Source organism: Actinacidiphila rubida (assembly GCF_900110255.1).
In the GTDB taxonomy this organism is placed as follows: Bacteria; Actinomycetota; Actinomycetes; order Streptomycetales; family Streptomycetaceae; genus Actinacidiphila; species Actinacidiphila rubida.
Map to the genome: position 1 here is coordinate 1 of NZ_FODD01000036.1, position 21,089 is coordinate 21,089.

Genomic DNA, 21,089 nt, shown 5'->3' on the forward strand with positions numbered 1-21,089 from the left:
CTTGAAGGCGGTGCCGTAGGCCGTCTCCCAGTTGAGGGTGACGGAGCTGATGGTGGCCGACGCGCCGAGGTCGACCTGCAGCCACTGGGGGTCGGAGGCGGCGGACGACCAGCGGGTGCCGGTGTTGCCGTCGACGGCCGCGGAGGCGGGGGTGCCGGCGTTCTCGGTGGACGAGGCAGTGGCGGTCTTGCCCTGCGACAGCAGGGTGTCGGCCGCGTGCGCCGAGCGCAGCGGCACCACGAGCAGGAGCGAGGCGAGGAGGGCGGTGACCACCGCGGCGACGATGTTGCGCCGGCGCCACGGAGCCGCTGGTCTCAGCGCCGTCGTGCCGGTGGGGGGAGCGAGCATGAGCAACTCTCCTGGTTCCACAGTGGGGGGCAGGGTGAGGGCCGTCCGGTCGTACCCGGCCGGACGGCGATGAGATGCCTGAACAACGCGAAGTCCGGTCGGGCGCCCGTCCGTTGACGGGTGAGAGCGCTCTCCCGGTGCACTCCGGAATGTTTCTCCCTGTGTTTCATCCATGTCAAGAGTTGTGCACAGGACCCGTGCCTCCGGTGCCTGTGGCGGTGCCCCGACTCGGCCGGGCCGGAATTGTCTCCAACTCATGAACGCCGTGGCGGTCTTGACAAGTGGGCGGCGTTCAAGTCCGAAGCGGGCCGGGCAACGCGAAGGGGGCCGCCCCGGCATGTGCCGGAGCGGCCCCCTCAGGGCCTCACGTCAGGCCGCCGGAGCGGCCGGAGCGGGGATGCGTCAGGCGGCGGCGGTGGCCGACGCCTGGCGACGGTGACGGCGGGCGTAGTACAGGCTGCCGGCGCCGACGACGAGCACACCCGCGGTGATCCCGAGCGGCAGGGCCGGGGACGAGCTGCCGGTCTCCGCCAGGGTCTGGGTGCTGGGGTTGTTGCCCGAACCGGTGCCGCCGCCCGTGGTGGAGGAGGCCGGCGCGGCCGGGTTGGTGTGCTTGGAGATGTGCTTGACCGACTTCACGGAGCCGTTGTCGTTCAGCAGCACCTGCTCGTTGTTCGGGTGCCGGAAGTCGAACGCGCCGTAGAGGGAGTTGGCCCGCTGGTCGAACGACGCGTCGCCGACGCGGCCGGTCCGCCAGTTGTCCTCGATGAACTTGGTGACCGAGGCCTGCTCGGTGCGGGTGTGGTCGACCGAGTTCACCTTGCTGTAGGGCGAGATGACCAGCAGCGGCTGGCGGGTGCCCGGTCCGCAGCGGTCGGCGTAGCCGCCGGCCGCGGCGGGACCGGCCTGGCAGGCCGGGCTGTCGATGGCCTTGCCGTTGGAGCCGACCGTGCTGTCCTTCGAGCCGGTCTGCGGGGCGGCGTAGGCGTGGTCGTACCAGCCGTCCGAGTCGTCGTACGCGACGACGACCGCGGTGTCCTTCCAGGCGTAGGAGGACTGGATCGCGTTGATCTCCTTGACGAGGAAGTTCTGCTCGTCGGTCGGGTCCGAGTAGGCGGCGTGGCCGTCCTGGTACTCGGCGGCCTTCAGGAAGCTGACGGCCGGCAGGTTGCCCGACTTGAGCGCCGCGTCGAAGTCGGTCAGGTCGTAGTTGTGGTTGGCCTGGCCGTTGTGGCCGATCTCGGCCGTGGTCTTCGGCGCGAGGTGGTGCGGGTTCGCCGTGGACTTGTAGTACTGGAACGGCGAGTGGTGCGGGCTGTAGTCCACCGAGGACGCGCCGGCGATGTTGGTGTGCGTGCTGCCCGCGCAGCTGGCGTAGTCGCCCTGCTTGCCGTCCCACGCGGTGGAGGGACGGAAGCCGCCCTGGAACCAGCCCCAGGTCACGTTCTTGGCGTTGAGCAGGTCACCGATGTTCTTGCCCTGCATCGAGGCCAGCGCGTTGGTGCTGCTGTGGCTGTTGTCCGAGCAGTCGTCGTAGGCCGGGTCGGGGTCGTTGATGACCGTGCCGACGCCCTGCGCGTTCGGGGACAGGACCGTGTACGGGTCCGGGGTCGCCGTCTGCGTGGGGTTCTCGGTACCGGTCTTCGGGTCGACCGAGATCACGCCGTGCGTCTGACCGGAGATCAGGTTCAGCGCGCCCGGGGTGGAGGGGCCGTACGTGCTGCTCCACGAGTTGTCGCCGAGCGAGTAGTGCTGGGCGTAGTTCCACAGACCCGTGACGGTGTTGCCGTCGTAGTAGTCCATGACCAGGCCCGGCTCGCCGAAGAGGCCGCCGGAGCACTTGCTGGTCTCGGTGTTCTGCACGTAGGCGTCGGCCTTGCCGCCGTCCGCCGCGTACTGCTCCGGGCCGTAGCCGTGGTTCTGGTCGCAGGTGACGGCCTGGGAGGGCGTCAGACGCTTGGGGGCGTACTGGTTCGGGTTGGTCTTCAGCAGGCCCGCGTGCGCGACGGTGTCGATGTTCTTCGGCGTGTGCTTGTCCGCCGTGAACGTCGTGCCGTCGGTGTTGGCGGCCTGCGGGTACGTGCCGAAGTAGTGGTCGAACGAGACGTTCTCGTCGTAGATGACGACCACGTGCTTGATCGGGGTCGTCGTCTCGGTGCCCCCGTGGTGCGCGGGGGAGTCCGCGTTGGCCGGCGCCGTGCCGCCCAGCAGTACGAGCGCGGCCGTGCCGGCGTACGCCCCCCAGCGCGCGGCGCGCATGCGCGCGCCCGCCTTCCCTCTCCTGCCCGTACCGCTCGTGGTGCTCATGCTGTGTCAGCCTCCGCTACGTGACGCTCAAGTGGTGCTTTTCAGCGTGCTGCGTGTAAATCGTGCACGTGTCGAACGCGATCGTCGGGGTGGTTCGCAACAGGGCTTCGGCCCCGTGGTGGCGTCCGGGTGAACAGCGGGTCAGATAATCCAGGACAAGTCTTGACCCGTCCTTTACTGTCGTGGTGGCCGAACGTGAGGTGCGGGCCACCACCCGGTCATGACAGCAGCGTGCGGCCCAGCCAGTCGCTCCGGTCGCGCACGCCCGGCAGGGCGAAGAAGTAGCCGCCGCCGAACGGCGACACGTAGTCGACCAGCGGCTCGCCGGCCAGCCGCTTCTGCACCGTCTCGAACTGCCGTGCCAGGTCCTGCTGGTAGCACACGAAGATCAGGCCGACGTCGAGGTTGCCGTTGCCGTCCATGCCGCGGTCGTAGTTGTATCCCCGGCGCAGCAGGCGGGAGTTGTCGGTCTGCGCGGTGCGCGGGTTGGCCATCCGTATGTGGCTGTCCAGCGGGATGACGTCGCCCATCGGGTCCTGCGGGTACTTCGGGGTGTCGAACTCCTTCGAGCCGTCCAGCGGCGCTCCGGTGTCCTTGGCGCGGCCGAACATCCGTTCCTGCTCGGTGATCGAGACCCGGTCCCAGAACTCCACCAGCATCCGGATCAGCCGCACGACCTGGTACGAACCGCCGGTCGTCCATGCGGGCTCGCCGCCGCCGGACACCCACAGCAGGCGGTCGGCGGTCGCGGGGTCGGCGACGTCCGGGTTGGCGATGCCGTCCTTGAACCCCAGGTGGTTGCGCGGGGTGCCGCTGGGCCGGGGCGGGCTGGAGAAGCCGTCGAGCCGCCAGCGCACCTGCATGCCGCCGCGGGTGTGCCGGGCGATGTCCCGGAGGGCGTGCAGCACGGCGTCCTGGTGCGGCGCGGTCAGCTGGAGGCTCAGGTCGCCGTGGCACCAGGACGGGTCGAGGTCGTCGTCGGCGAACGCCGGCATGGTGCTCAGCCGCAGCGGCTTGCGGTCCTTCAGGCCGAACCGGTCGTCGAACAGCGACGCGCCGACGCCGACGGTCGCGGTCAGCGCGTCACCGGGCACCTGGGGGCCCAGCGTGCCGCTGTCGGAGGGCGGCCCGGTGATGCCCAGCGCCTTCGGCGTGCCGCCCGAGGTCAGGAACCGCGCCCGCTCGGTGAGGGTGTGCAGGAGTTCGGTCAGTTCGCGCCGGTCCGCCGCGGTCACGTCGAACGACAGGAACGCGGTGGCCTGCTGCGCGGGCCGGGTGATCCCGGCCTGGTGAGCGCCGTGGAACTGCGCGTCCTGTGCCGGGCCCGGCGTCGCGGACGGCGTGGGCGTCGCCGCCTGCGCGGGCCCGCCGGTGAGGGCCGCAGCCGCGGCGCCGGCCCCGGCGACCGCGCCCACCGTGCCGACACCCAGCGCCGCTCCGCGCAGGAACCCGCGCCTGCGCAGGTCGCCCACCGCGTCAGGGGTGTCGCTCATGCCGTCCTCCGTACGTCGAAGATCGCCGCCACCGGGGCGAGTTGTTCCAGGAGATCGCCGGTGTCGGCGTTGATCCGCTCGCGCTGGGCCTGTCCCAGCCGGTCCAGCGGGGTCCACGTGCCGCCCTTGCCGGCGGCGTCCAGCGCGTGCTGCAGCCGGTCGAGCGCGGCGTCCAGTTGCGGCACCGCGGGGTCGCGCGGGGTGAGCAGCGGGCGCAGCCGGGAGAGGATCTCGCGCGTGCCGTCGAGGTTCGCCCGGGCGGTCGCCAGGCTGGTCCCGCTGCCGTAGTCGGTCCGGCCGGTCAGTTCGAACTGCTCGGTGTTCTCGATGATCTCGTGGGCGCGCAGTCCCATGTCGGCCGGATCCATCCGGGCCTGCGACCATCCGTCGCGCAACGCCCTGGCGGCGCTGTCGAGTCCGGCGGCCGGTGCCTTGAGCGACGCGGCGGACTCGCCGTGCCACAACCCGTACTCGACCCGGTGGAAGCCGGTGAACGACGGGTCCCGCACGGCGCCCGGGGTGCGGGCCGCGGTGCCGTTGATGACGCCGTCGGCGTCGCCGAACGTCCCGTAGGCGGCGCCCATCCGCTCGTAGACCAGGTGTGCGGAGAGCCAGTCGCGCTTGGCGGCGGCGAGGTCGCCGCCGTCGATGTCGGCCTCGAGCGCGGCCGTGCCGCGGGCCAGGTCGCCGGCTCTGGCGCCGATCCACTGCTGGTAGGCCAGGGTGGGCGGGATCAGGTCGTGCTCGGTGACCGGCAGGGTCGACGGGCCGCGTGGGGTGCTGCCGGGCACGGTGACCTTGGGCCCGGTGATGGCGTCGGTGTCCTCCTGCAGGCACTTGAAGGCGTACGTGCCGCTGCCGAGGTCGACCAGCATCTGCCGGGTGGTACCCGGCGCCAGGCCCTCCAGCTCGCCGAACAGCCGGCCGGACGCGGGGTCGGCGAGGTAGACCTCGCTCGCGCCGGAACCGGAGTTGTGCAGGTCGAAGACCTGCGTTCCGGGGTGCGGGCTGGTCCAGCCACGGCCGCAGGACCCGGTCGAGACCTCCACGGCGGTGTGCGGCAGTCCGTCGGCGGCGGGCGTGGCCGTGCCGCCCTGACCCCCCTTGCCGTCGCCGTCCCCGTCGTGCCCGCCGCCGGCCAGCACGGCCACGGTGACCACGGCGGCGACCGCGACCACGGCGCCGGCCGCCAGCCCGATCGTGCGCGGCACGCGGGTGCGGGGCGGCGCGGCGGCGGTTATGGCGCCCGGCTCCCCGTCCGCCTCCGCCGCCCGGGCGGGGTCGGGTGCGGCGGCCGTGGCCGAGGGATCGCTGTCGGATTCGGCGGACACGCCGGCCTCCGGGTGACGTTGCAGTGGTTCGTTGGCGCCGCTCATGCTAAGCACGCGGCCCTCCGCGAACCCACCCGCTCAGGGGGAGGCGGCCCACAATTCCGGCGCAGTTCACCCGCTCGACACTGTTAGGGCACCCTCACCAGGGTTTCCGGGCCGGAAGATCGCCGCGCCGGCGTTCCGGCCGCACCGCTGGTCGAGGCGCTGGACGTGACCGGAGGCCGGGCGGTGCGGGATCGCGCGCCGGCCCTCGGACCGTTCCACGGCGCCGAGTTCCGCCGGCCGGGCGCCGTGATGCGGGCCGCGAAAGACGTCCGGCCGGTGCGGCTCTCGCCACCCCGGCCGGATGTCACGTGCGGCGATGACCGCCGGCGTGCGTCAGGTGCAGCTGAGCAGCCCCGCGTTGTGCTTCTCGTCGAGCACCCGCACGACCGCGTCGTGGACGTCCTTGGCGAACGCGGAGTTCTGCGGGATGCGGGCCAGCACCGCGGACGTCATGGGAGCGATGTCCGCGGGGTCGACGGTCAGGACGATGTCGCCGCCGGCGGCGACGAAGTCCACCGCACGCTGGGCGGGCGTGTGGTCCTTGACCGCGACCGCGTTGCCGAGGTCGTCGGAGATCACGACGCCGTTGAAGCCGAGGGAGCCGCGCAGCATGCCGCGGATCACGGTGGAGGAGAAGGCCGCCTGGGTGGCCGGGTCGATCTTGGTGTAGATCGCCGACGAGACCATGATGAACGGGCTGCCGGCCTGCACCGCGCTGCGGAAGGGCGCGAGGTACGGGTCGTTGCTGGTGGTGACGGTGTCCTTGACGTTCGCGGTCGTGTCGGTGTTGCCGGTCACCCGTCCCAGGCCCGGGAAGTGCTTGGCGGTGGGCAGGACGCCGGCCAGCTGCATGCCGCGCAGGAACGCGGTGCTGTGCGTGGCGACGGTGGCCGGGTCGTTGCCGTACTCCCGCTGCAGCTTGCCGATCGGCGCGTTGACGTTCACCAGGTTCGGCGGGACGGTGTCCGCGACCGGCGCCAGGTTCATGTTGACGCCCGCCGCCTTGAGCTGGCGTCCCCACGCCGTCGCGTTCTGCTGCAGCGTCGCGGGGCTCATCTGTCCCTGCGCGACTCCGCTGGGCATGGTGCTGAAGCCCGGACCGCTGAGGACCTGGACCTTGCCGCCCTCCTGGTCGGTGGAGACCAGCATCCGCACGGTGACCCCGCGGACGTTCGGCGACAGGTTCTGCACCCGGCCGGTCACCGACCTGATCGCGGAGGTCCCGGCCGAGCTGTGGCCCATCAGGATGACGGCGCCCGTCCTGCCCTGGGTGATGGCCGTGGACTCGGCGGAGGTCAGACCTGACGTGGAGACCGCCGACATGAACAGCTGGCCCACGCGCTGCGCCTGCGTCATCCCGTCGTAGACCCGGCTCACGCAGCTCTGCGTCGCCTTGGAGGTCGGGGAGGGGTGGGCCGGCGGGGGCACCGTCGCGCTCGGGGACGCCGAGGGGCTGCCAGAGGGCGAGGTGGCCGACGCGGAGACGGAGGCGGAGGTGGACTCGCCGGACGCGGAGGAGGTCCCCGGCGAGGCGGTGTGGTCGTTGCCGCAGGCGGCCACCGCGATGAGCACTCCGAGCGCCACGGCCGCCTGGCCGCCTCGGGCCTGGGCGGCTCGGCGCCGTGATGTCCTGGCTTGGACGGTCGTCTTGCGCACTGGGGACCTCGCACCTCGTCGAAGGGTCGGGACGGTCGGAAGGTCGGTCAGTCCTTCTGGGCGGGAACGGGGGTGCGTTCCCATGCTCTCCGGGCCGCATGAGGTGCTCGTCACCCCCTGTGACACGGGGAACCCCGTGAGAGGGCCAGGATGCCTCCTCCACGGGGTTCCGCGCATCCCCGGAGGATGATTTCCACACTGGTGCGATGGTATTTCCGCCCTGTTCGGAGCGGGTGTGAGGGCCGTCACGGGCGGGGGGCCGACCGGGTCACGGTGTGTGGCCGGGAATCGCCCCTTCCGGCGCCCGGCGCCTGCCGGGGCGGGTCCGTCGTCGGCGCTCCGGTCACGTCAGCCCCACCTGCCTCAGGACCGCTCGGCCGTCCTGTCCTCCCCGGCGGTGCCTTCACCGGCGGTGCCTTCCTCGGCACCCTCCCCGGCACGGCCATCGGTGCCGGGTCCCTCGACCTCGGCGAGGCGGCGGGCCAGGAAGCGCCGTTCCGCCTCGGTCGGAGCCAGCTCCAGTGCCTCCCGGTAGGCCGCGGCGGCCGGTGCCCGGTCGCCGAGCCGCCGCAGCAGGTCCGCGCGCGTGGCCGGCAGCAGGTGGTATCCGGCCAGCTCGCCCGCCGCGGCCAGTGCCTCGACCAGTGCGAGGCCGCACGCCGGACCCTCGTCCATCGCGACGGCGACCGCCCGGTTCAGCTCCACGACGGGGCTGGGCGCCCGGCGCGCCAACTCCCCGTACAGCAGGGCGATCTGCTTCCAGTCGGTCTCCTGAGGACCGGGCGCGTCGGCATGGCAGGCCGCGATCGCCGCCTGCACCTGGTACGGCCCGGGGCGGCGCCGGGCCAGCGCCCGGTCGAGGATCTCGACACCCTCGGCGATGCGCGCCCGGTCCCACAGCGTGCGGTCCTGGTCCTCCAGCGGCACCAGGTCGCCGGCCCGGTCGGTGCGCGCCGCCGACCGGGCGTCGTGCAGCAGCATCAGCGCCAGCAGCCCCGCGGCCTCCGGCTCGGCGGGCATCAGCCGCGCCAGCAACCGGGCCAGCCGGATCGCCTCCCCGGTGACCCGCCGCTGGTCGGGGCCCGCGGCGCCGGGCGCGTAGCCGGCGTTGAACAGCAGGTACAGCACGGCCAGAACGGCCGCCGTGCGCTCCGGCAGCACCTCGCGCCGCGGCACCCGGAACGGGATGGCCGCGTGCCGGATCTTGTTCTTCGCCCGGGTCAGCCGTTGTGCCATCGTCTTCTCGGGCACCAGGAACGCCCGGGCGATCTCCGCCGTGGTCAGCCCGGTGAGCGAGCGGAGCGTCAGGGCCACCTGCGCGGGCAGCGGGAGGGCGGGGTGGCAGCAGGTGAAGATCAGCCGCAGCCGGTCGTCCGGCACCGCGTCGTCGCCGTCCTCGTGCACGGCGGGCGGGGACACGGCCGGCTCCGGGGCGAGACGGGCCGCCTGACGCAGCTTCACGGCCTCGTTCGCCGCCCGGCGCAGCCGGTCCAGGGCGCGGTTGCGGGCGGTGGTGGTCAGCCAGGCGCCGGGGCTGCGCGGCACGCCGTCCCCGGGCCATCGTTCCAGCGCGCGCTCGAACGCGTCCTGCGCGCACTCCTCGGCCAGGTCCCAGTCGCCGGTCAGCGCGATGACCGCGGCCACCACCCGGCCCCACTCCTCGGACCAGGCGGCCGCGACGGCCTCCTTGACCCGGTCACCGGACGCCCCGGCGGCCGGTGCCGCGCCGTCCGCGCCCCGGCCGGCGGCCGGCGTGGCGCCCCCGCCGCCCCGCCGGCCCGCTCCGCCCCCGTGGCTCATCGGCGGTTCACTCCGTCCAGAACGGCCGCACCTCGATCATGCCGTGGCGGGCCACGGGGTGCTTCGAGGCCACCTCGATCGCCTCGTCCAGGTCCGCGCACTCGATGATGTCGAAGCCGGCCATCTGCTCCTTGGTCTCCGCGTACGGGCCGTCCGTGGTGAGCAGCGCGCCGTCCCTGACCCGGACCGTGGTGGCGTCCTCGGCGTCCCGGGTGCGGCTTCCGGTCAGCCGCACGCCGCGGGCGGTCATCTCGTCGACCCAGGGCTGCGCGTCCATCTCCTCCGGGGAGGCGTCGAAGCCCTGGCCCTCGCTGCAGATCAACAGCAGGTACTTCATGGCACATCTCCTTGTGTCCGGTGCCGCCCGGGTCCGTGCCCCGCGCGGTCACCCCTACGACGAACGGGACCCTGCCACATCTACACGCCGGGCGAGAATTGTTTCGGCGGGTTCGCAAGGCTTCCGCGAGAGGGGACCGGCGCGGGGCGGCGGGGGTCAGCTCGCCCAGGCGGCGGCGGTCCCGCGGAACGGGGCCAGCACGCCGCCGACCAGCACGAGCAGGGCCGCCGCGCACGCCAGCGGGGCGTCCCGGTGGCCGTGCGCCAGGAATCCCGCACCGGCCACGGCGCCGACGAACAGGGCCAGCGCGGACAGCAGCCGGACCCCCGCCCTCCCGGTGGTGCCGCCGGCGAGCCAGGAGTCGGCGGCCATCCGCGTGAGCGTCATCGTCTGCACGGTGGTGGTGAGATCGGGCACCTTCAGGCTCCGTGCCACCGCGTTCTGCCAGCCCATGGCCAGCGCCAGCAGCACGATGAGGACGCCGCGCTCGGCACCGGTGGCCGGCCCGCCGCCCGACGCGTCCACGGCGACGGCCACCACCACCAGCGCCAGCTGCACGGCGGTGCCGGTCAGCAGCAGCCGTCCGCGGCGCCCGGGCACGAGCCGGCCGAGCCGGCCGCCCGACACCGCGCCGGCCAGGAACGCGGCCAGCGACAGCAGGGAATCGGTGACCGAGAAGCCGCCCGCCCCCGCGAGCGAGAACCCGAGGAACAGCACGTTGCCGGTCATGTTCGCCACGAAGACCCGGCCCAGTGCGAGGTAGCTGAAGGCGTCGACCAGCCCGCTGACGACCGTGAGTACGAGCAGCAGCAGGGGCAGCGGACCCTGGGGTCCGGCCAGGTCGGGGACGAGCGTGTCACGTGCTTCGCGGAGCGTGGTCTGCACGCGGTCCATCATGCGCGACCGGTGACGCGTGTCCGGGGCGCCGCGCGAGGCGCGTCCCGGCTGCCCGGGGCGGCCTCCCGTGCCGGACGCACCGGGGCCGCCGCATCCCACGTCAGGGTGGGGGCGGCGGCCCTCGTGCCGTACGGCGGTGGCGTGTGCCGGGTGCCGGTCAGCCCTGCGCGAGCAGGCCGGTGCGCAGTCTGCTCAGGGTCCTGTTGAGCAGCCGCGACACGTGCATCTGCGAGTACCCGAGCCGCTCGCCGATCTGGGCCTGCGTCAGCTCCTCGCCGAACCGCAGCTGCAGCAGGATCCGGTCCCGCTCCGGCAGCTGCTCGATCAGCGGCGCCAGGCTGTGGAAGTCCTCGACGAGCTCCAGCGCCGGGTCGCACTCGCCCATCGCGTCGGCGAGGGTGCGGCCCTCGCCCTCGGCGGTGCTCTCCGCGTCGTTGTACGGGGTGTCCAGCGAGCCGGCGGTGTAGCCGTTCGCCGCGACGAGGCCCTCCAGCACCTCCGCCTCGGTGAGTTCCAGGTGCGCGGCCAGTTCCGGCACCGTGGGGTCGCGGTCCAGCAGCACCGACAGGTGCTCCTTGGCCTTGCTCAGCTCGACCCTCAACTCCTGCAGGCGGCGCGGCACATGAACCGCCCACGAGGTGTCGCGGAAGAAGCGCTTCATCTCGCCGACGATGTACGGGATCGCGAACGTGGTGAACTCGGTCTCCCGCGCCAGGTCGAACCGGTCGATCGCCTTGATCAGCCCGATGGTGCCGACCTGCACGATCTCCTCGTGGTCGGTGGCCGGGCGGTTGCGGTACCGGGCGGCGGCGAAGTGCACCAGCGCCAGGTTCATCTCGATCAGGGTGTTGCGGGCATAGGCATGGGCATGGGTGCCCTCCTCCAGCTCCTGGAGCCGGTCGAAGAAGATCCTCGACAGTTCCCGGGCGTCCTTGGGAGCCACTCCTGTCGCGTCGTCGATCCAGGGGAGGCCGCCGGTGGGGTCGTCCACCACCGCCGGCCGGCTCGCACCGGCCGTCGCCACGTCTGTGCTCTCCGACTGCTCAACCATTGTGGTCACGTCATCGCCTCGCACTCATCCGACTGTTCGACGCCCACCTGCCCTCGAACCCGACGGGTATGCCGGCTCTTTCACGGAAGGGGTGCCGGCGGAGTCCTCCGCCAGCCGCTCGGCGAACCATCGCAGCTGGCTGACCTGCTGGAACGGGCCTCCGCCGTCATGGCCGTTGAAGTCGTACACCTCGATGTGCTTGCCATGTCCGGCGTAGGCGTTGTACGCCGCGAAGACCGTGGACGGCGGGCAGACGTCGTCCTCCAGGGCGGTCGAGAACAGCGCCGGAGCGGTGGCGCGGGCGGCGAAGTGCACGCCGTCGAAGTAGGAGAGCGTCTCGAACACCCGCTCCCGGCGGTCCCGGTGGACCGACAGGTAGCGGCCGATCTCGCGGTACGGCAGCGCGTCGGTGAGGGTGGCCGCGCGCGGGAAGTCGCACAGGAAGGGCACGTCGGGCGCGACCGCGACGAGGTCCGGCACCAGTCCGGCCACCGCGAGCGTGATGCCGCCGCCCTGGCTTATGCCGGTCACGGCGGTGCGGGCGCTGTCGGTGAGCGGGTGCGAGCGTGCCGCCTCGACGGCCCGCACGGCGTCGGTGAAGACCCGCCGGTAGTAGAAGTCCTGCGGGTCCTCGATGCCCCGGGTGAGGAAGCCGGGGGAGGCGGGCGTGCTGCCCACCGGGTCCTCGGTGTCGCCGGTCGACCATCCGCCGCCCTGGCCACGGGTGTCCATCACGAAGTGCGCGAACCCGGCGGAGGCCCACAGCAGATGGGTGTGGGCCAGGCCGCGGCCGCCGCCGTAGCCGATGAACTCGACCAGCAGCGGCAGCGGTTCCGCGGTGCCGGCGGGCAGCACCAGCCAGCCCTTGACCCGGTGGCCGCCGAATCCGGAGAACGTCACGTCGTAGGTGTCCAGGGTGGCGAGGCCGGTCCGCACGGGGGTGAACACGGCGTCCAGGTCGTGCCCGCGCGCCTCGGCCAGCGTCTGCGACCAGAAGGGGTCGAATCCGGACGGCTCGGGCGCGGTGGAGCGGTAGGCGCGGAGCTTCTCCAGGGGCAGGTCGAACAGAGCCATCGGGATCCTTCGCGGTCGGCCGGCTGGTGATCTCCCACACCGTACGGCCGTGCCCACGACCTGCCGCAGAGGAGTCCCACCAGCTGGGACGGTGCGGTGCGTGCCGGGCCCGGCGTGCCCGCCGGGGCTCAGGCGGTGGGCGCGGGGTACCGGCGCAGGCCGGCCACCAGCAGGTCGATCAGCCGGCCCGCCTGGTCGCGCTGCTCGGGGGTGCCCGTGGCCAGGCAGATGCCGCTGAGGGCGGTCACCACGTCCCCGGCGTCGACATCACCGCGCAGTGCGCCCTCGGCGGCCCCGGCGTCGAGCAGCGCGCCGACCGCGCCGGTCAGCCGGTCGCGGCTGTGCGCGAACGGGTTGCCGCCGGAGGCGATCACGGCCTTGAGCGCCTCGCCCATGCCCCGTTTGGCCGCCAGGTAGTCGACGAAGTTGTCCATCCACGTCCGCAGCGCCTCTTCGGCGGGCGCCGCCGCCAGCAACTGCCGGGCGGAGTCGCACAGCCGGTCCAGCTCGTTGCGGTAGGCGGCCTCGACGAGCGCCTCGCGGGTGGGGAAGTGCCGGTAGAGCGTGCCGATGCCGACGCCCGCCTCCTTGGCGATGGCGTCGAGCGTCACGTCGGGGCCGTCCTCGGAGAACGCGCGCACGGCGACCGCCAGTAGCCGGTCCCGGTTGCGCTGCGCGTCCGCGCGCAGCGGACGGGGTGCGGTGTCCGCCACGATGTGTGCCTCCTCGGTCGCCCACTGATACGGAGCCTGCTCCGGTTGCAACCGGAGTCTCCTCCGTTTACGCTCGGCGACGTAGCGGAGGAACCTCCGGATATCCATCGTACCCGGCTGCGGACCCCGCTGCGCAGTTCCCGGGCGCGTGAGGCGCCGGGACCGGAGGGAGCGGACGACATGACTGACGGCGCACGCATCACCACGCCTTTCGACCAGCAGTCCACCGCCGCGGAGGTGGTGGACGGGATCTCGCTGTCCGGCAAGCGCGCCATCGTGACCGGCGGCGGCTCGGGCATCGGCGTCGAGACCGCCCGGGCGCTGGCCGGCGCCGGCGCCGAGGTGACGCTCGCGGTGCGTGCCGCCCAGGCCGGCGAGGAGGCGGCCCGGGACATCACCGCGAGCACCGGCAACCAGCAGGTGCGCGTCGCACTCCTGGACCTGGCCGACCCCGCCTCCGTCGCCGCGTTCAGCGCCGCCTGGTACGGGCCGCTGCACATCCTCGTCAACAACGCCGGCGTGATGGCGGCGCCCGAAACCCGTACCGCGCGGGGCTGGGAGCTGCAGTTCGCCACCAACCACCTCGGGCACTTCGGGCTGGCCCGCGGACTGCGCACGGCGCTGGCGACGGCCGGCGGCGCGCGGATCGTCTCGGTCAGCTCCAGCGCGCACCTGCAGTCCCCGGTGGTCTTCGAGGACATCCACTTCGAGCGGCGGGCCTACGACCCGTGGCTGGCCTACGGGCAGTCCAAGACCGCCAACGTCCTGTTCGGTGTCGAGGGCAGCAAGCGCTGGGCGTCCGACGGCATCACCGTCAACGCCCTGATGCCGGGCGCCATCCGTACCAACCTGCAGCGCCACATCACGCAGGAGGAACTGGACGCCGCGCGCGCCCGGGCCGGCGGCGGCGGTCCGCAGTGGAAGACGCCGGAGCAGGGCGCGGCCACCTCCGTGCTGGTCGCGACGTCCCCGCTGCTCGAAGGCGTCGGCGGCCGCTACTTCGAGGACTGCGAGGAGGCCGCTCCGCACGTGGAGGGCGGCCCGCGCCGCGGCTACGCGCCGTACGCCGTCGACCCCGAGGCCGCGGCCCGGCTGTGGCAGGTCTCCGCGGACATGCTGGACGGCTGAGCGGTCCGGCGCGGGGAGCGGGGCGGCGGCCGGCGGCACGGGGCCGCCGGCCGCTCCCTCATCTCCCCTTGGCCGTGTCGGCCGGACGGCCGCTCTCGGGGCCGGTGGTGCAGCCGCCCTTGCGGCAGTTGATGTCGGGGCAGGACATGTCGATCACCTCTTCTGAGCCGGCCGGCTTCCGTTCGGGATGCGGCGGGGTGGCGGAGTGCGGTGCGGGGCGCGGTGCGAGAGGGGGCGGCGGGTCCAGGTCGGCGGGGACGCAGTCCAGCAGCAGCTTGTCGACGCGCCGGCCCTGCCACAGGGCGGCGCTGCGCAGCCGTCCGGCCGTCCGGAAACCGGCCTTGAGGTAGGCGTTCACGGCCGCGGTGTGGGGAGCGAGCACCTCCAGCCACACCGCGCTGAGCGACGCGATGCCGAACGCCCAGTCGAGAGTGAGTGCGGTGGCTTCGGTCGCGTAGCCCCGGCCGCGGTGCTCCGGGGCGATGACGAGGGTGAACTCGGCGCTGTTGACGGCCTGGTCGACGCTCAGGGACGCGGTCCCGACCGGGACCGCGCCTTCCGCGGTGATCAGTTCGAAGAGCTGGTAGTGGTCCGAGGTGTGACTGCTGCGGAAACGTGCCCGGAACACGTCCCAGGGCACCGGCCAGCGGGCACCGAAGCCGACGACGGTCGCCGGGTCCGTCTCCCACCGGTGGTACTCCTGCATCATTTCTTCCCTCGCGAGCGCCAGTGCCAACCGCCTTCCCGTACGCAGCGGTACGGGTGCGGTGGGGCGGGGGTCGGTCATCACATTCGGTCTCTCCTCCGTCTTCCCGGGCACGGGCGGTGCAGCCGTCCACAAATGGTCAATCCGCGGAGGATGGCCGGACGCCGGAACGGCCGTTCCCGCCCCGGGGATTCGGGCGTGTGCATGGCTCAACCTGTGCGTCGCCGCTGATCGCCAGCCGCGCCGCGATCGGCGGCTGGGAGCAGTTCGATCTGATCACCTCCTGACGCGGTAGCGGGCCCGCCAACCGGGGAAGGCAAGAGGCACGCGGTTGTCGAGGGCAGGGAGGGCGCGGTGAAGGTCGGGCTGCTGACCCGGGAGTATCCGCCGGACGTGTACGGCGGTGCCGGGGTCCACGTGGAGTTCCTCGCCCGCGAGCTGCGTGCCCTGGTCGATCTGGAAGTGCACTGCTGGGGCGAGGGCGCGGACGACGGAGTGATCCGCCACCGCGCCCCGGCGACCCTCGACGGCGCCAACGACGCGCTGCGCACCTTCGCCGTCGACCTGGCGATGGCCGGCGCCGTCCAGGGACGGGACCTGGTGCACTCCCACACCTGGTACGCCAACCTCGGCGGACACGTCGCCAAGATGCTGTACGGCATCCCGCACGTCCTCACCGCCCACTCGCTGGAGCCGCTGCGCCCATGGAAGGCCGAGCAACTCGGCGGCGGGTACGCACTGTCCTCCTGGGCCGAGCGCGGCGCGATGGAGAGCGCCGACGCGGTCGTCGCCGTCTCCGACGGGATGCGCCGCGACATCCTCGGCTGCTATCCCGGCCTCGACCCCGACCGGGTGCACGTCATCCGCAACGGCATCGACACCGCCACGTACCGGCCCGACCCGCGGACCGACGCGCTCTCCCGCATCGGCGTGGACCCGCAGCGCCCCTACGTGCTGTTCGTCGGCCGCATCACCCGGCAGAAGGGCGTGCCCCACCTGCTGCGGGCGGCCCGCGGTCTCGACCCGTCGGTGCAGCTGGTGCTCTGCGCCGGCGCGCCCGACACGCCCGCCCTGGACCGGGAGTTCCGTGGGCTGTTCGACGAACTGAACGCGGTACGCGACGGCGTGCACTGGATCCCGGCGATGCTGCCGCGCCCGGTCGTCGTGCAACTCCTCACGCACGCGGCGGTGTTCGTGTGCCCCTCGGTCTACGAGCCGCTCGGCATCGTCAACCTGGAGGCGATGGCGTGCGGCACCGCCGTGGTGGCCTCGGCGGTCGGCGGCATCCCCGAGGTGGTGGACGACGGCACCACCGGGCTGCTGGTGCCCTACGACGAGCAGCGGCCCGAGGCGTTCGAGAGCGCGCTGGCGGAGGCCCTGGACCGGCTCGCCGGCGATCCGGCGACCGCCGCCCGGATGGGAGCGGCCGGACGCGACCGGGCCGTGCGGGAGTTCGGATGGGAGACCGTGGCGCGCCGCACCGCCGACCTGTACTCCGCGGTCCTCGGCGGCAGCTGACGGACGGCGGCGTCGTGCGGCAGGGGCCGTACGGCATGCTCAGACGGAGACGATGGAGGGGGCCTCGATGCGCGGTGGACCTTCGGTGCTCGGCATAGTGCTGGCCGGGGGCGCGGGCAAGCGGCTGATGCCGCTCACCGCGGACCGGGCCAAACCCGCCGTGACCTTCGGCGGCACCTACCGGCTGGTGGACTTCGTGCTGTCCAACCTGGTCAACGGCGACGTCATGAAGGTGTGCGTGCTCACGCAGTACAAGTCGCACTCGCTCGACCGGCACGTCACGACCACCTGGCGGATGTCCAGCCTGCTCGGCAACTACGTGACGCCGGTGCCGGCCCAGCAGCGGCTCGGCCCGCGCTGGTACCTGGGCAGCGCCGACGCGATCCTGCAGTCGCTGAACCTGGTGCACGACGAACGGCCCGACTACATCGCGGTGTTCGGCGCCGACCACGTCTACCGGATGGACCCCCGGCAGATGCTCGCCCAGCACGTCGAGCACGGCGCCGGGGTGACCGTCGCCGGCATCAAGGTGCCCAGGGCCGAGGCGTCCTCGTTCGGGGTGATCACCCCGGGCGGCGACGGCATCCGGGTCGAGCGCTTCCTGGAGAAGCCGGCCGACCCGCCGGGCCTGCCCGACGACCCGACCAAGGTGTTCGCCTCCATGGGCAACTACCTGTTCAGCACCAAGACGCTGCTGGACGCGCTCCAGGAGGACGCCGAGGACACCCAGTCGGTGCACGACATGGGCGGCAGCATCCTGCCGCGGCTCACCGCCGAGGGCGTCGCGCAGGTCTACGACTTCGACACCAACCACGTACCGGGCGAGACCGTCCGCGACCACGGCTACTGGCGCGACGTCGGCACCCTGGAGGCCTACTACGAGGCGCACATGGACCTGGTGTCGGACCAGCCCGCGTTCAACCTGGACAACCGCCGCTGGCCGATCTACACGCACCCCGGGCAGCTGCCGCCCGCCAAGATCGCGGCCGGCGGCATCGTCGGCGAGTCGGTGGTCAGCCCCGGCTGCGTGATCCGCGGCCAGGTCACCAGGTCGGTGCTGTCGCCCGGGGTGGTCGTGGACTCCGGGGCCGTCGTCCAGGGCTCGGTGCTGCACGACAACGTCCGTGTCGGGCGCGGCGCGATCGTGCGCGGCGCGGTGCTCGACAAGAACGTGGACGTGCCGCCGGGCGCGACGATCGGCGTCAACCCGGACCGGGACCGCGAGCTGTACACCGTCTCGCTCGGCGGGGTGATCGCGCTGGGCAAGGGACAGCGCGTCGAATGACGGCCACCGGCCGCGGCGGCCGCCCCGGTCCCCCCGGGAACGGCCGCCGCGTCGCCCTGGTCGCGCCAGGACGGACACGAACTAGCTGCCGTACACCTCCAGTTCGTAGATGCGCGCGGCGGGATCGGTGGTCTGCGTCGGGGTGATCACGCTGAGCCGGACGTAACGCCCGGTGGCGCTCACTGCGTTGGTGGTGGAGTCGGCGGTGTTGCCGCGGACCTGGGCGACGGTGGTCCAGGTGGCGTTGTCGGCGGACACCGCGAGGTCGAAGTCCTTGGTGTCCCAGCCGGCGTCCTCACCGCCCGCGCCGGCGTGCCGCACCACGAGCGAGGTCAGCGCGTGCGACGCGCCCAGGTCGACGGTCAGCGTCTTGGTGCCCGCCGCCTTGGAGCACCACTTGTCGCTGGTGCCGCCGGTGTAGCTGCCGTTGATCGCCTTGTCCGGCGTCTCCGTCGTGGCGCACGAGTCCGAGCCGGTGGCGGTGCCGCCCAGCACCAGGTCGCGGGGTCCGCCGCCGTACACCTCCAGTTCGTAGATCCGGCTCGCGGTGTCCGAGGTCTGCGTCGGCGTCGTCACGTTGAGCCGCACGTAACGTGCCTGGCGCGCCGAGACGGGACTGTAGGTGCGGCTGGAGCGTGAGCCGGTGACGGTCGCCGCCGTGGTCCAGGTCGAGCCGTCGGTGCTGGTCTGGAGCTGGAAGGTCGCGGTGTTCCAGTCCGTGGTCTCGCCGCCGAGCGCCGCGTGCTTGACCACGAACGACGAGACGGTCTGCGCCGAGCCCAGGTCGACCTGCAGGCTCGCGCCCGCGGTCTTCGAGCACCACTTGCTGTTGTTCGTCAGGCTGCCGTCGACGGCCTTGTCGCCGCTCTCGGCCGTGGCGCAGGCCGTGGACGCGGTCACCGGCCGGCCCTGGGCCAGGTTCGGGCCGAGGTCCGGCGCGGCCGGGACCGGGGTGGCGCCGTCCTGGAAGGACGGCGGCGCGTCGGAGGCCGCGGTGCCGTACGTCGTGCTCGGCGTCGCGCCCATGGTGAAGTCGACGGTGCCGCCCGCCGCGATGTCCGGGTAGCGCAGGTAACTGTGCGTCGTGGAAGTCCCGTTGACCCTCATGCTCTGCACGTACGCGCCGCTGCCCGACGACGTCAGGGTGATGTCGCCGCCGGGCCGCTGCAGCAGCACCGAGGGGAACGAGGGCCCGTTGACCGCGAGCGTGTCGGCGCCCGGCGTCGCCGGGTACAGGCCCAGCGCCGCCCACACGTACCACGCCGAGGTCGCCCCCAGGTCGTCGTTGCCGGGCAGGCCGCCGGGGCCGGTGGTGTAGGACTGCGTCATCACCTTGTGCACCGCGTCGGAGGCGCCCGCCGGGTCGCCGGCGAAGTCGTAGGCCCACGGCACGCCGTGCTCGGGCTCGTTGCCGATGTAGTAGTAGGGGCGGCTCTGGCCCGCGTTGACCTCGGTGAAGTGGTGGTCGAGCCGCTGGACCGCGGTCGGCCGGCCGCCCATGTCGTTGATCAGGTCGGCGAAGTCGTAGGGCACCATCCAGGTGTACTGGGAGGCGTTGCCCTCGGTGAAGCCGGTCTGGCTCGCGGGGTCCAGCGGCCAGACGTAGGTGCCGTCGGTGTTGCGCGGCTGGACGTATCCCGACTCGGTGCTGAAGGTGTTCCGCCAGTACTGCGCCCGCGCCATGTGGGTGCTGTAACTGGCCGTGTCGCCGAGGGCCTTGGCGAACTGGGCGACGGCGAAGTCCGAGGCCGAGTACTCCAGGGAGTCGGACGGCGCGCCGTTGAGGTAGTGGAGGCTGGTGTACGTCGACTGGCGGCCGCGGATCGCGGACCCCTGCGTGGTGCCGCCGTTGGACGCCTTCTCCATCAGGGACAGCGCCGCCGCGGTGTCGAAGTCCCGGGCGCCGAAGGCGTACATGCTGCTGACGATGATCGGTCCGGGGTCGCCGGTCATCACGAAGTCCTCGTTGGTCTGCTGCGACCATTTCGGCAGCAGTCCGCCCTGCTGGCCGTCCAGCACCATGGACTTGGCGATGTCCGCGGCCTCCGTGGGCGCGACCAGTGCGACGAGCGCCGCCCACGAGCGGTAGATGTCCCAGCCGGAGTAGTTCTGGTACACCGGGCGGGCCGAGTTGTGCACGGCGTTGTCGAACCCGCGGTAGTCGCCGTTGGCGTCGCTGGCGACGTTCGGGCTCTGGAAGACGTGGTACAGCGACGTGTAGAACTTCTTGAGGTCGTCGGTCGCGCCGCCGGTCACCTGGACGCGGTTGAGGACCTGGTTCCACGAGGTGTCCGCGGCGGTGCGCACGCCCGAGAAGTCCCAGCCGCTGTTCTCCGCCGTCACGTTGGCCTGCGCCCCGGCCACGCTGACGTAACTGAGCCCGACCTTGGCCTGCACCGTCGGGGTGGCGGTGGTGTCGAACGTGACGTACGCGCCGGTGTTGGTGCCGGTCACGGACGACGAGCCGGCCGAGACGGTGCCACCGGACCAGGTGCCGAACCCGGTCGGCGCGCGGTCGAAGCGGATGTCGAAGTAGATCTGGTACGTCTTGGACGAGCCGCAGAACCCGCCGGCCGTCACGCTGCCGGTCACCTCGGACCCACTGACCTTGACCGATCCGCTGCGGCTGCCGGTGGCGCTGCGGCTGGTGTTGATCAGGAGCCCGGCGCTGGTGGACGCCGGATACGTCAGACGGGCCATGCCGGTCCGCGTGGTCGCGGTCAGCTCCACCCCGGTGCCGTACTTGTCGAGGCGGTTCTTGTAGTAGCCGGGCGACGCCGACTCGTTGGACTTGGTGTACGGCGACGCGTACGCCGTCCAGTTGGTGCCGGGGGAGGTGCTCACCGCGCCGGTGATCGGCATCAGCGGCAGGTCCTCGTTGTTGGCGCAGCCGGCGCCGTCGAAGTGGGTGAGGCTGAAGTCCTCGACGGACGTGTCGGAGTAGCGGTAGCCGGACGGCGAGGCGGTCGGGGTGTCCGGGCTGAACTGCACGCCGCCGAAGGGGACCACGGCGCCGGGGTAGGTGCTGCCGCCCGCCCCGCCGGGCACCGGATTGGGCGCCGAACTGTCGTCGGTGCCGACGAACGGGTCCGCGTACTGGGTGAGGTTGAGGGTGGCGGCGTGCGCCGGGGCCGAGGTCAGGCCGCCGACGCCGAGGACGGCGAGTAACAAGGCGCTCAGCGCGCCCGCGGTTCGAGAGCGGAGCAAGGCAGGGAGCATGGGGGGAACCACCTTCTCGCGGAGGCGGCGCGGCGTCGTGACACCGGGCGGCCTCGGGGCACGGGGCTGCTCGAAGCGTGTGAACGTTACCAAGCGCGTGCGAATTGTTGAGGTGTACCTGACGCCCTGTCAAGGGCGCGGAACCGGTCTGCGGCAACCGTGGGAGAGGGGGTGGACAGCG

The 21,089-nt window shown here is 72.6% G+C and carries 16 protein-coding genes; 3 read left to right on the forward strand and 13 right to left on the reverse strand.

All coding sequences use genetic code 11. The features are described 5' to 3' along the window. The 11 genes from BMW99_RS29515 to BMW99_RS29565 all read right to left on the reverse strand — a co-directional run. Window positions 1–348 (reverse strand): discoidin domain-containing protein (locus BMW99_RS29515; RefSeq protein ID WP_143080581.1); only part of this gene is annotated, 348 nt, incomplete at its 3' end. 402 nt (window positions 349–750) lie between these two features. Then, a complete protein-coding gene (locus tag BMW99_RS29520) occupies window positions 751–2,607 on the reverse strand; it encodes an alkaline phosphatase family protein (protein WP_407640336.1) in 1,857 nt (618 codons plus the stop codon). Between the two features lie 266 nt (window positions 2,608–2,873). Then, window positions 2,874–4,148 (reverse strand): iron uptake transporter deferrochelatase/peroxidase subunit, encoded by a 1,275-nt coding sequence (gene efeB, locus BMW99_RS29525; protein ID WP_069465557.1) that lies wholly within the window; start codon window positions 4,146–4,148, stop codon window positions 2,874–2,876. Continuing rightward, complete coding sequence (locus BMW99_RS29530) at window positions 4,145–5,479, reverse strand: EfeM/EfeO family lipoprotein (RefSeq protein WP_245791676.1); 1,335 nt, start codon at window positions 5,477–5,479, stop codon at window positions 4,145–4,147. The genes efeB and BMW99_RS29530 overlap by 4 nt, the downstream gene beginning before the upstream one ends. Window positions 5,480–5,857: 378 nt before the next feature. Beyond that, complete coding sequence (locus BMW99_RS29535) at window positions 5,858–7,180, reverse strand: glycoside hydrolase family 3 N-terminal domain-containing protein (RefSeq protein ID WP_075017885.1); 1,323 nt, start codon at window positions 7,178–7,180, stop codon at window positions 5,858–5,860. 363 nt (window positions 7,181–7,543) lie between these two features. Next, window positions 7,544–8,980, reverse strand: a complete 1,437-nt coding sequence (locus BMW99_RS29540; RefSeq protein ID WP_075017886.1) for an RNA polymerase sigma factor — start codon at window positions 8,978–8,980, stop codon at window positions 7,544–7,546. 7 nt (window positions 8,981–8,987) lie between these two features. Further along, window positions 8,988–9,317: a YciI family protein gene (locus BMW99_RS29545; protein ID WP_075017887.1), complete on the reverse strand. Its 330-nt coding sequence runs from the start codon at window positions 9,315–9,317 to the stop codon at window positions 8,988–8,990. A gap of 156 nt (window positions 9,318–9,473) precedes the next feature. Further along, the gene (locus tag BMW99_RS29550; RefSeq protein WP_069466013.1) at window positions 9,474–10,211 is read right to left on the reverse strand and encodes a YoaK family protein; all 738 of its coding nucleotides are present in this window, start codon (window positions 10,209–10,211) and stop codon (window positions 9,474–9,476) included. Window positions 10,212–10,371: 160 nt separating this feature from the next. Then, a complete protein-coding gene (locus BMW99_RS29555) occupies window positions 10,372–11,274 on the reverse strand; it encodes a SigB/SigF/SigG family RNA polymerase sigma factor (RefSeq protein ID WP_407640334.1) in 903 nt (300 codons plus the stop codon). A gap of 15 nt (window positions 11,275–11,289) precedes the next feature. Further along, the gene (locus tag BMW99_RS29560) at window positions 11,290–12,339 is read right to left on the reverse strand and encodes an acetylxylan esterase (RefSeq protein WP_079138827.1); all 1,050 of its coding nucleotides are present in this window, start codon (window positions 12,337–12,339) and stop codon (window positions 11,290–11,292) included. 128 nt (window positions 12,340–12,467) lie between these two features. Then, window positions 12,468–13,052 carry a TetR/AcrR family transcriptional regulator gene (locus BMW99_RS29565; RefSeq protein WP_069466011.1) on the reverse strand — a complete coding sequence of 195 codons (585 nt, stop codon included), beginning with the start codon at window positions 13,050–13,052 and terminating at the stop codon, window positions 12,468–12,470. A 180-nt stretch (window positions 13,053–13,232) separates the two neighbouring features. Between BMW99_RS29565 and BMW99_RS29570 the strand changes: the two genes are divergently transcribed. Next, window positions 13,233–14,180 carry an SDR family NAD(P)-dependent oxidoreductase gene (locus BMW99_RS29570; RefSeq protein ID WP_075017888.1) on the forward strand — a complete coding sequence of 316 codons (948 nt, stop codon included), beginning with the start codon at window positions 13,233–13,235 and terminating at the stop codon, window positions 14,178–14,180. A 58-nt stretch (window positions 14,181–14,238) separates the two neighbouring features. Here BMW99_RS29570 and BMW99_RS29575 read toward each other — a convergent pair whose 3' ends face one another. After that, entirely contained in the window at window positions 14,239–14,967 is a 729-nt protein-coding gene (locus BMW99_RS29575; protein WP_075017889.1) for a GNAT family N-acetyltransferase, read from the reverse strand. A 273-nt stretch (window positions 14,968–15,240) separates the two neighbouring features. Here BMW99_RS29575 and glgA point away from each other — a divergent pair, with 273 nt between their 5' ends. Beyond that, the gene (glgA, locus tag BMW99_RS29580; protein WP_075017890.1) at window positions 15,241–16,404 is read left to right on the forward strand and encodes a glycogen synthase; all 1,164 of its coding nucleotides are present in this window, start codon (window positions 15,241–15,243) and stop codon (window positions 16,402–16,404) included. 67 nt (window positions 16,405–16,471) lie between these two features. Beyond that, window positions 16,472–17,689, forward strand: a complete 1,218-nt coding sequence (glgC, locus tag BMW99_RS29585; protein WP_069462136.1) for a glucose-1-phosphate adenylyltransferase — start codon at window positions 16,472–16,474, stop codon at window positions 17,687–17,689. Between the two features lie 81 nt (window positions 17,690–17,770). Here the strand turns inward: glgC and BMW99_RS29590 are convergent, their stop codons facing one another. Beyond that, complete coding sequence (locus BMW99_RS29590; RefSeq protein WP_218108378.1) at window positions 17,771–20,896, reverse strand: GH92 family glycosyl hydrolase; 3,126 nt, start codon at window positions 20,894–20,896, stop codon at window positions 17,771–17,773. Window positions 20,897–21,089: the final 193 nt, after the last annotated feature.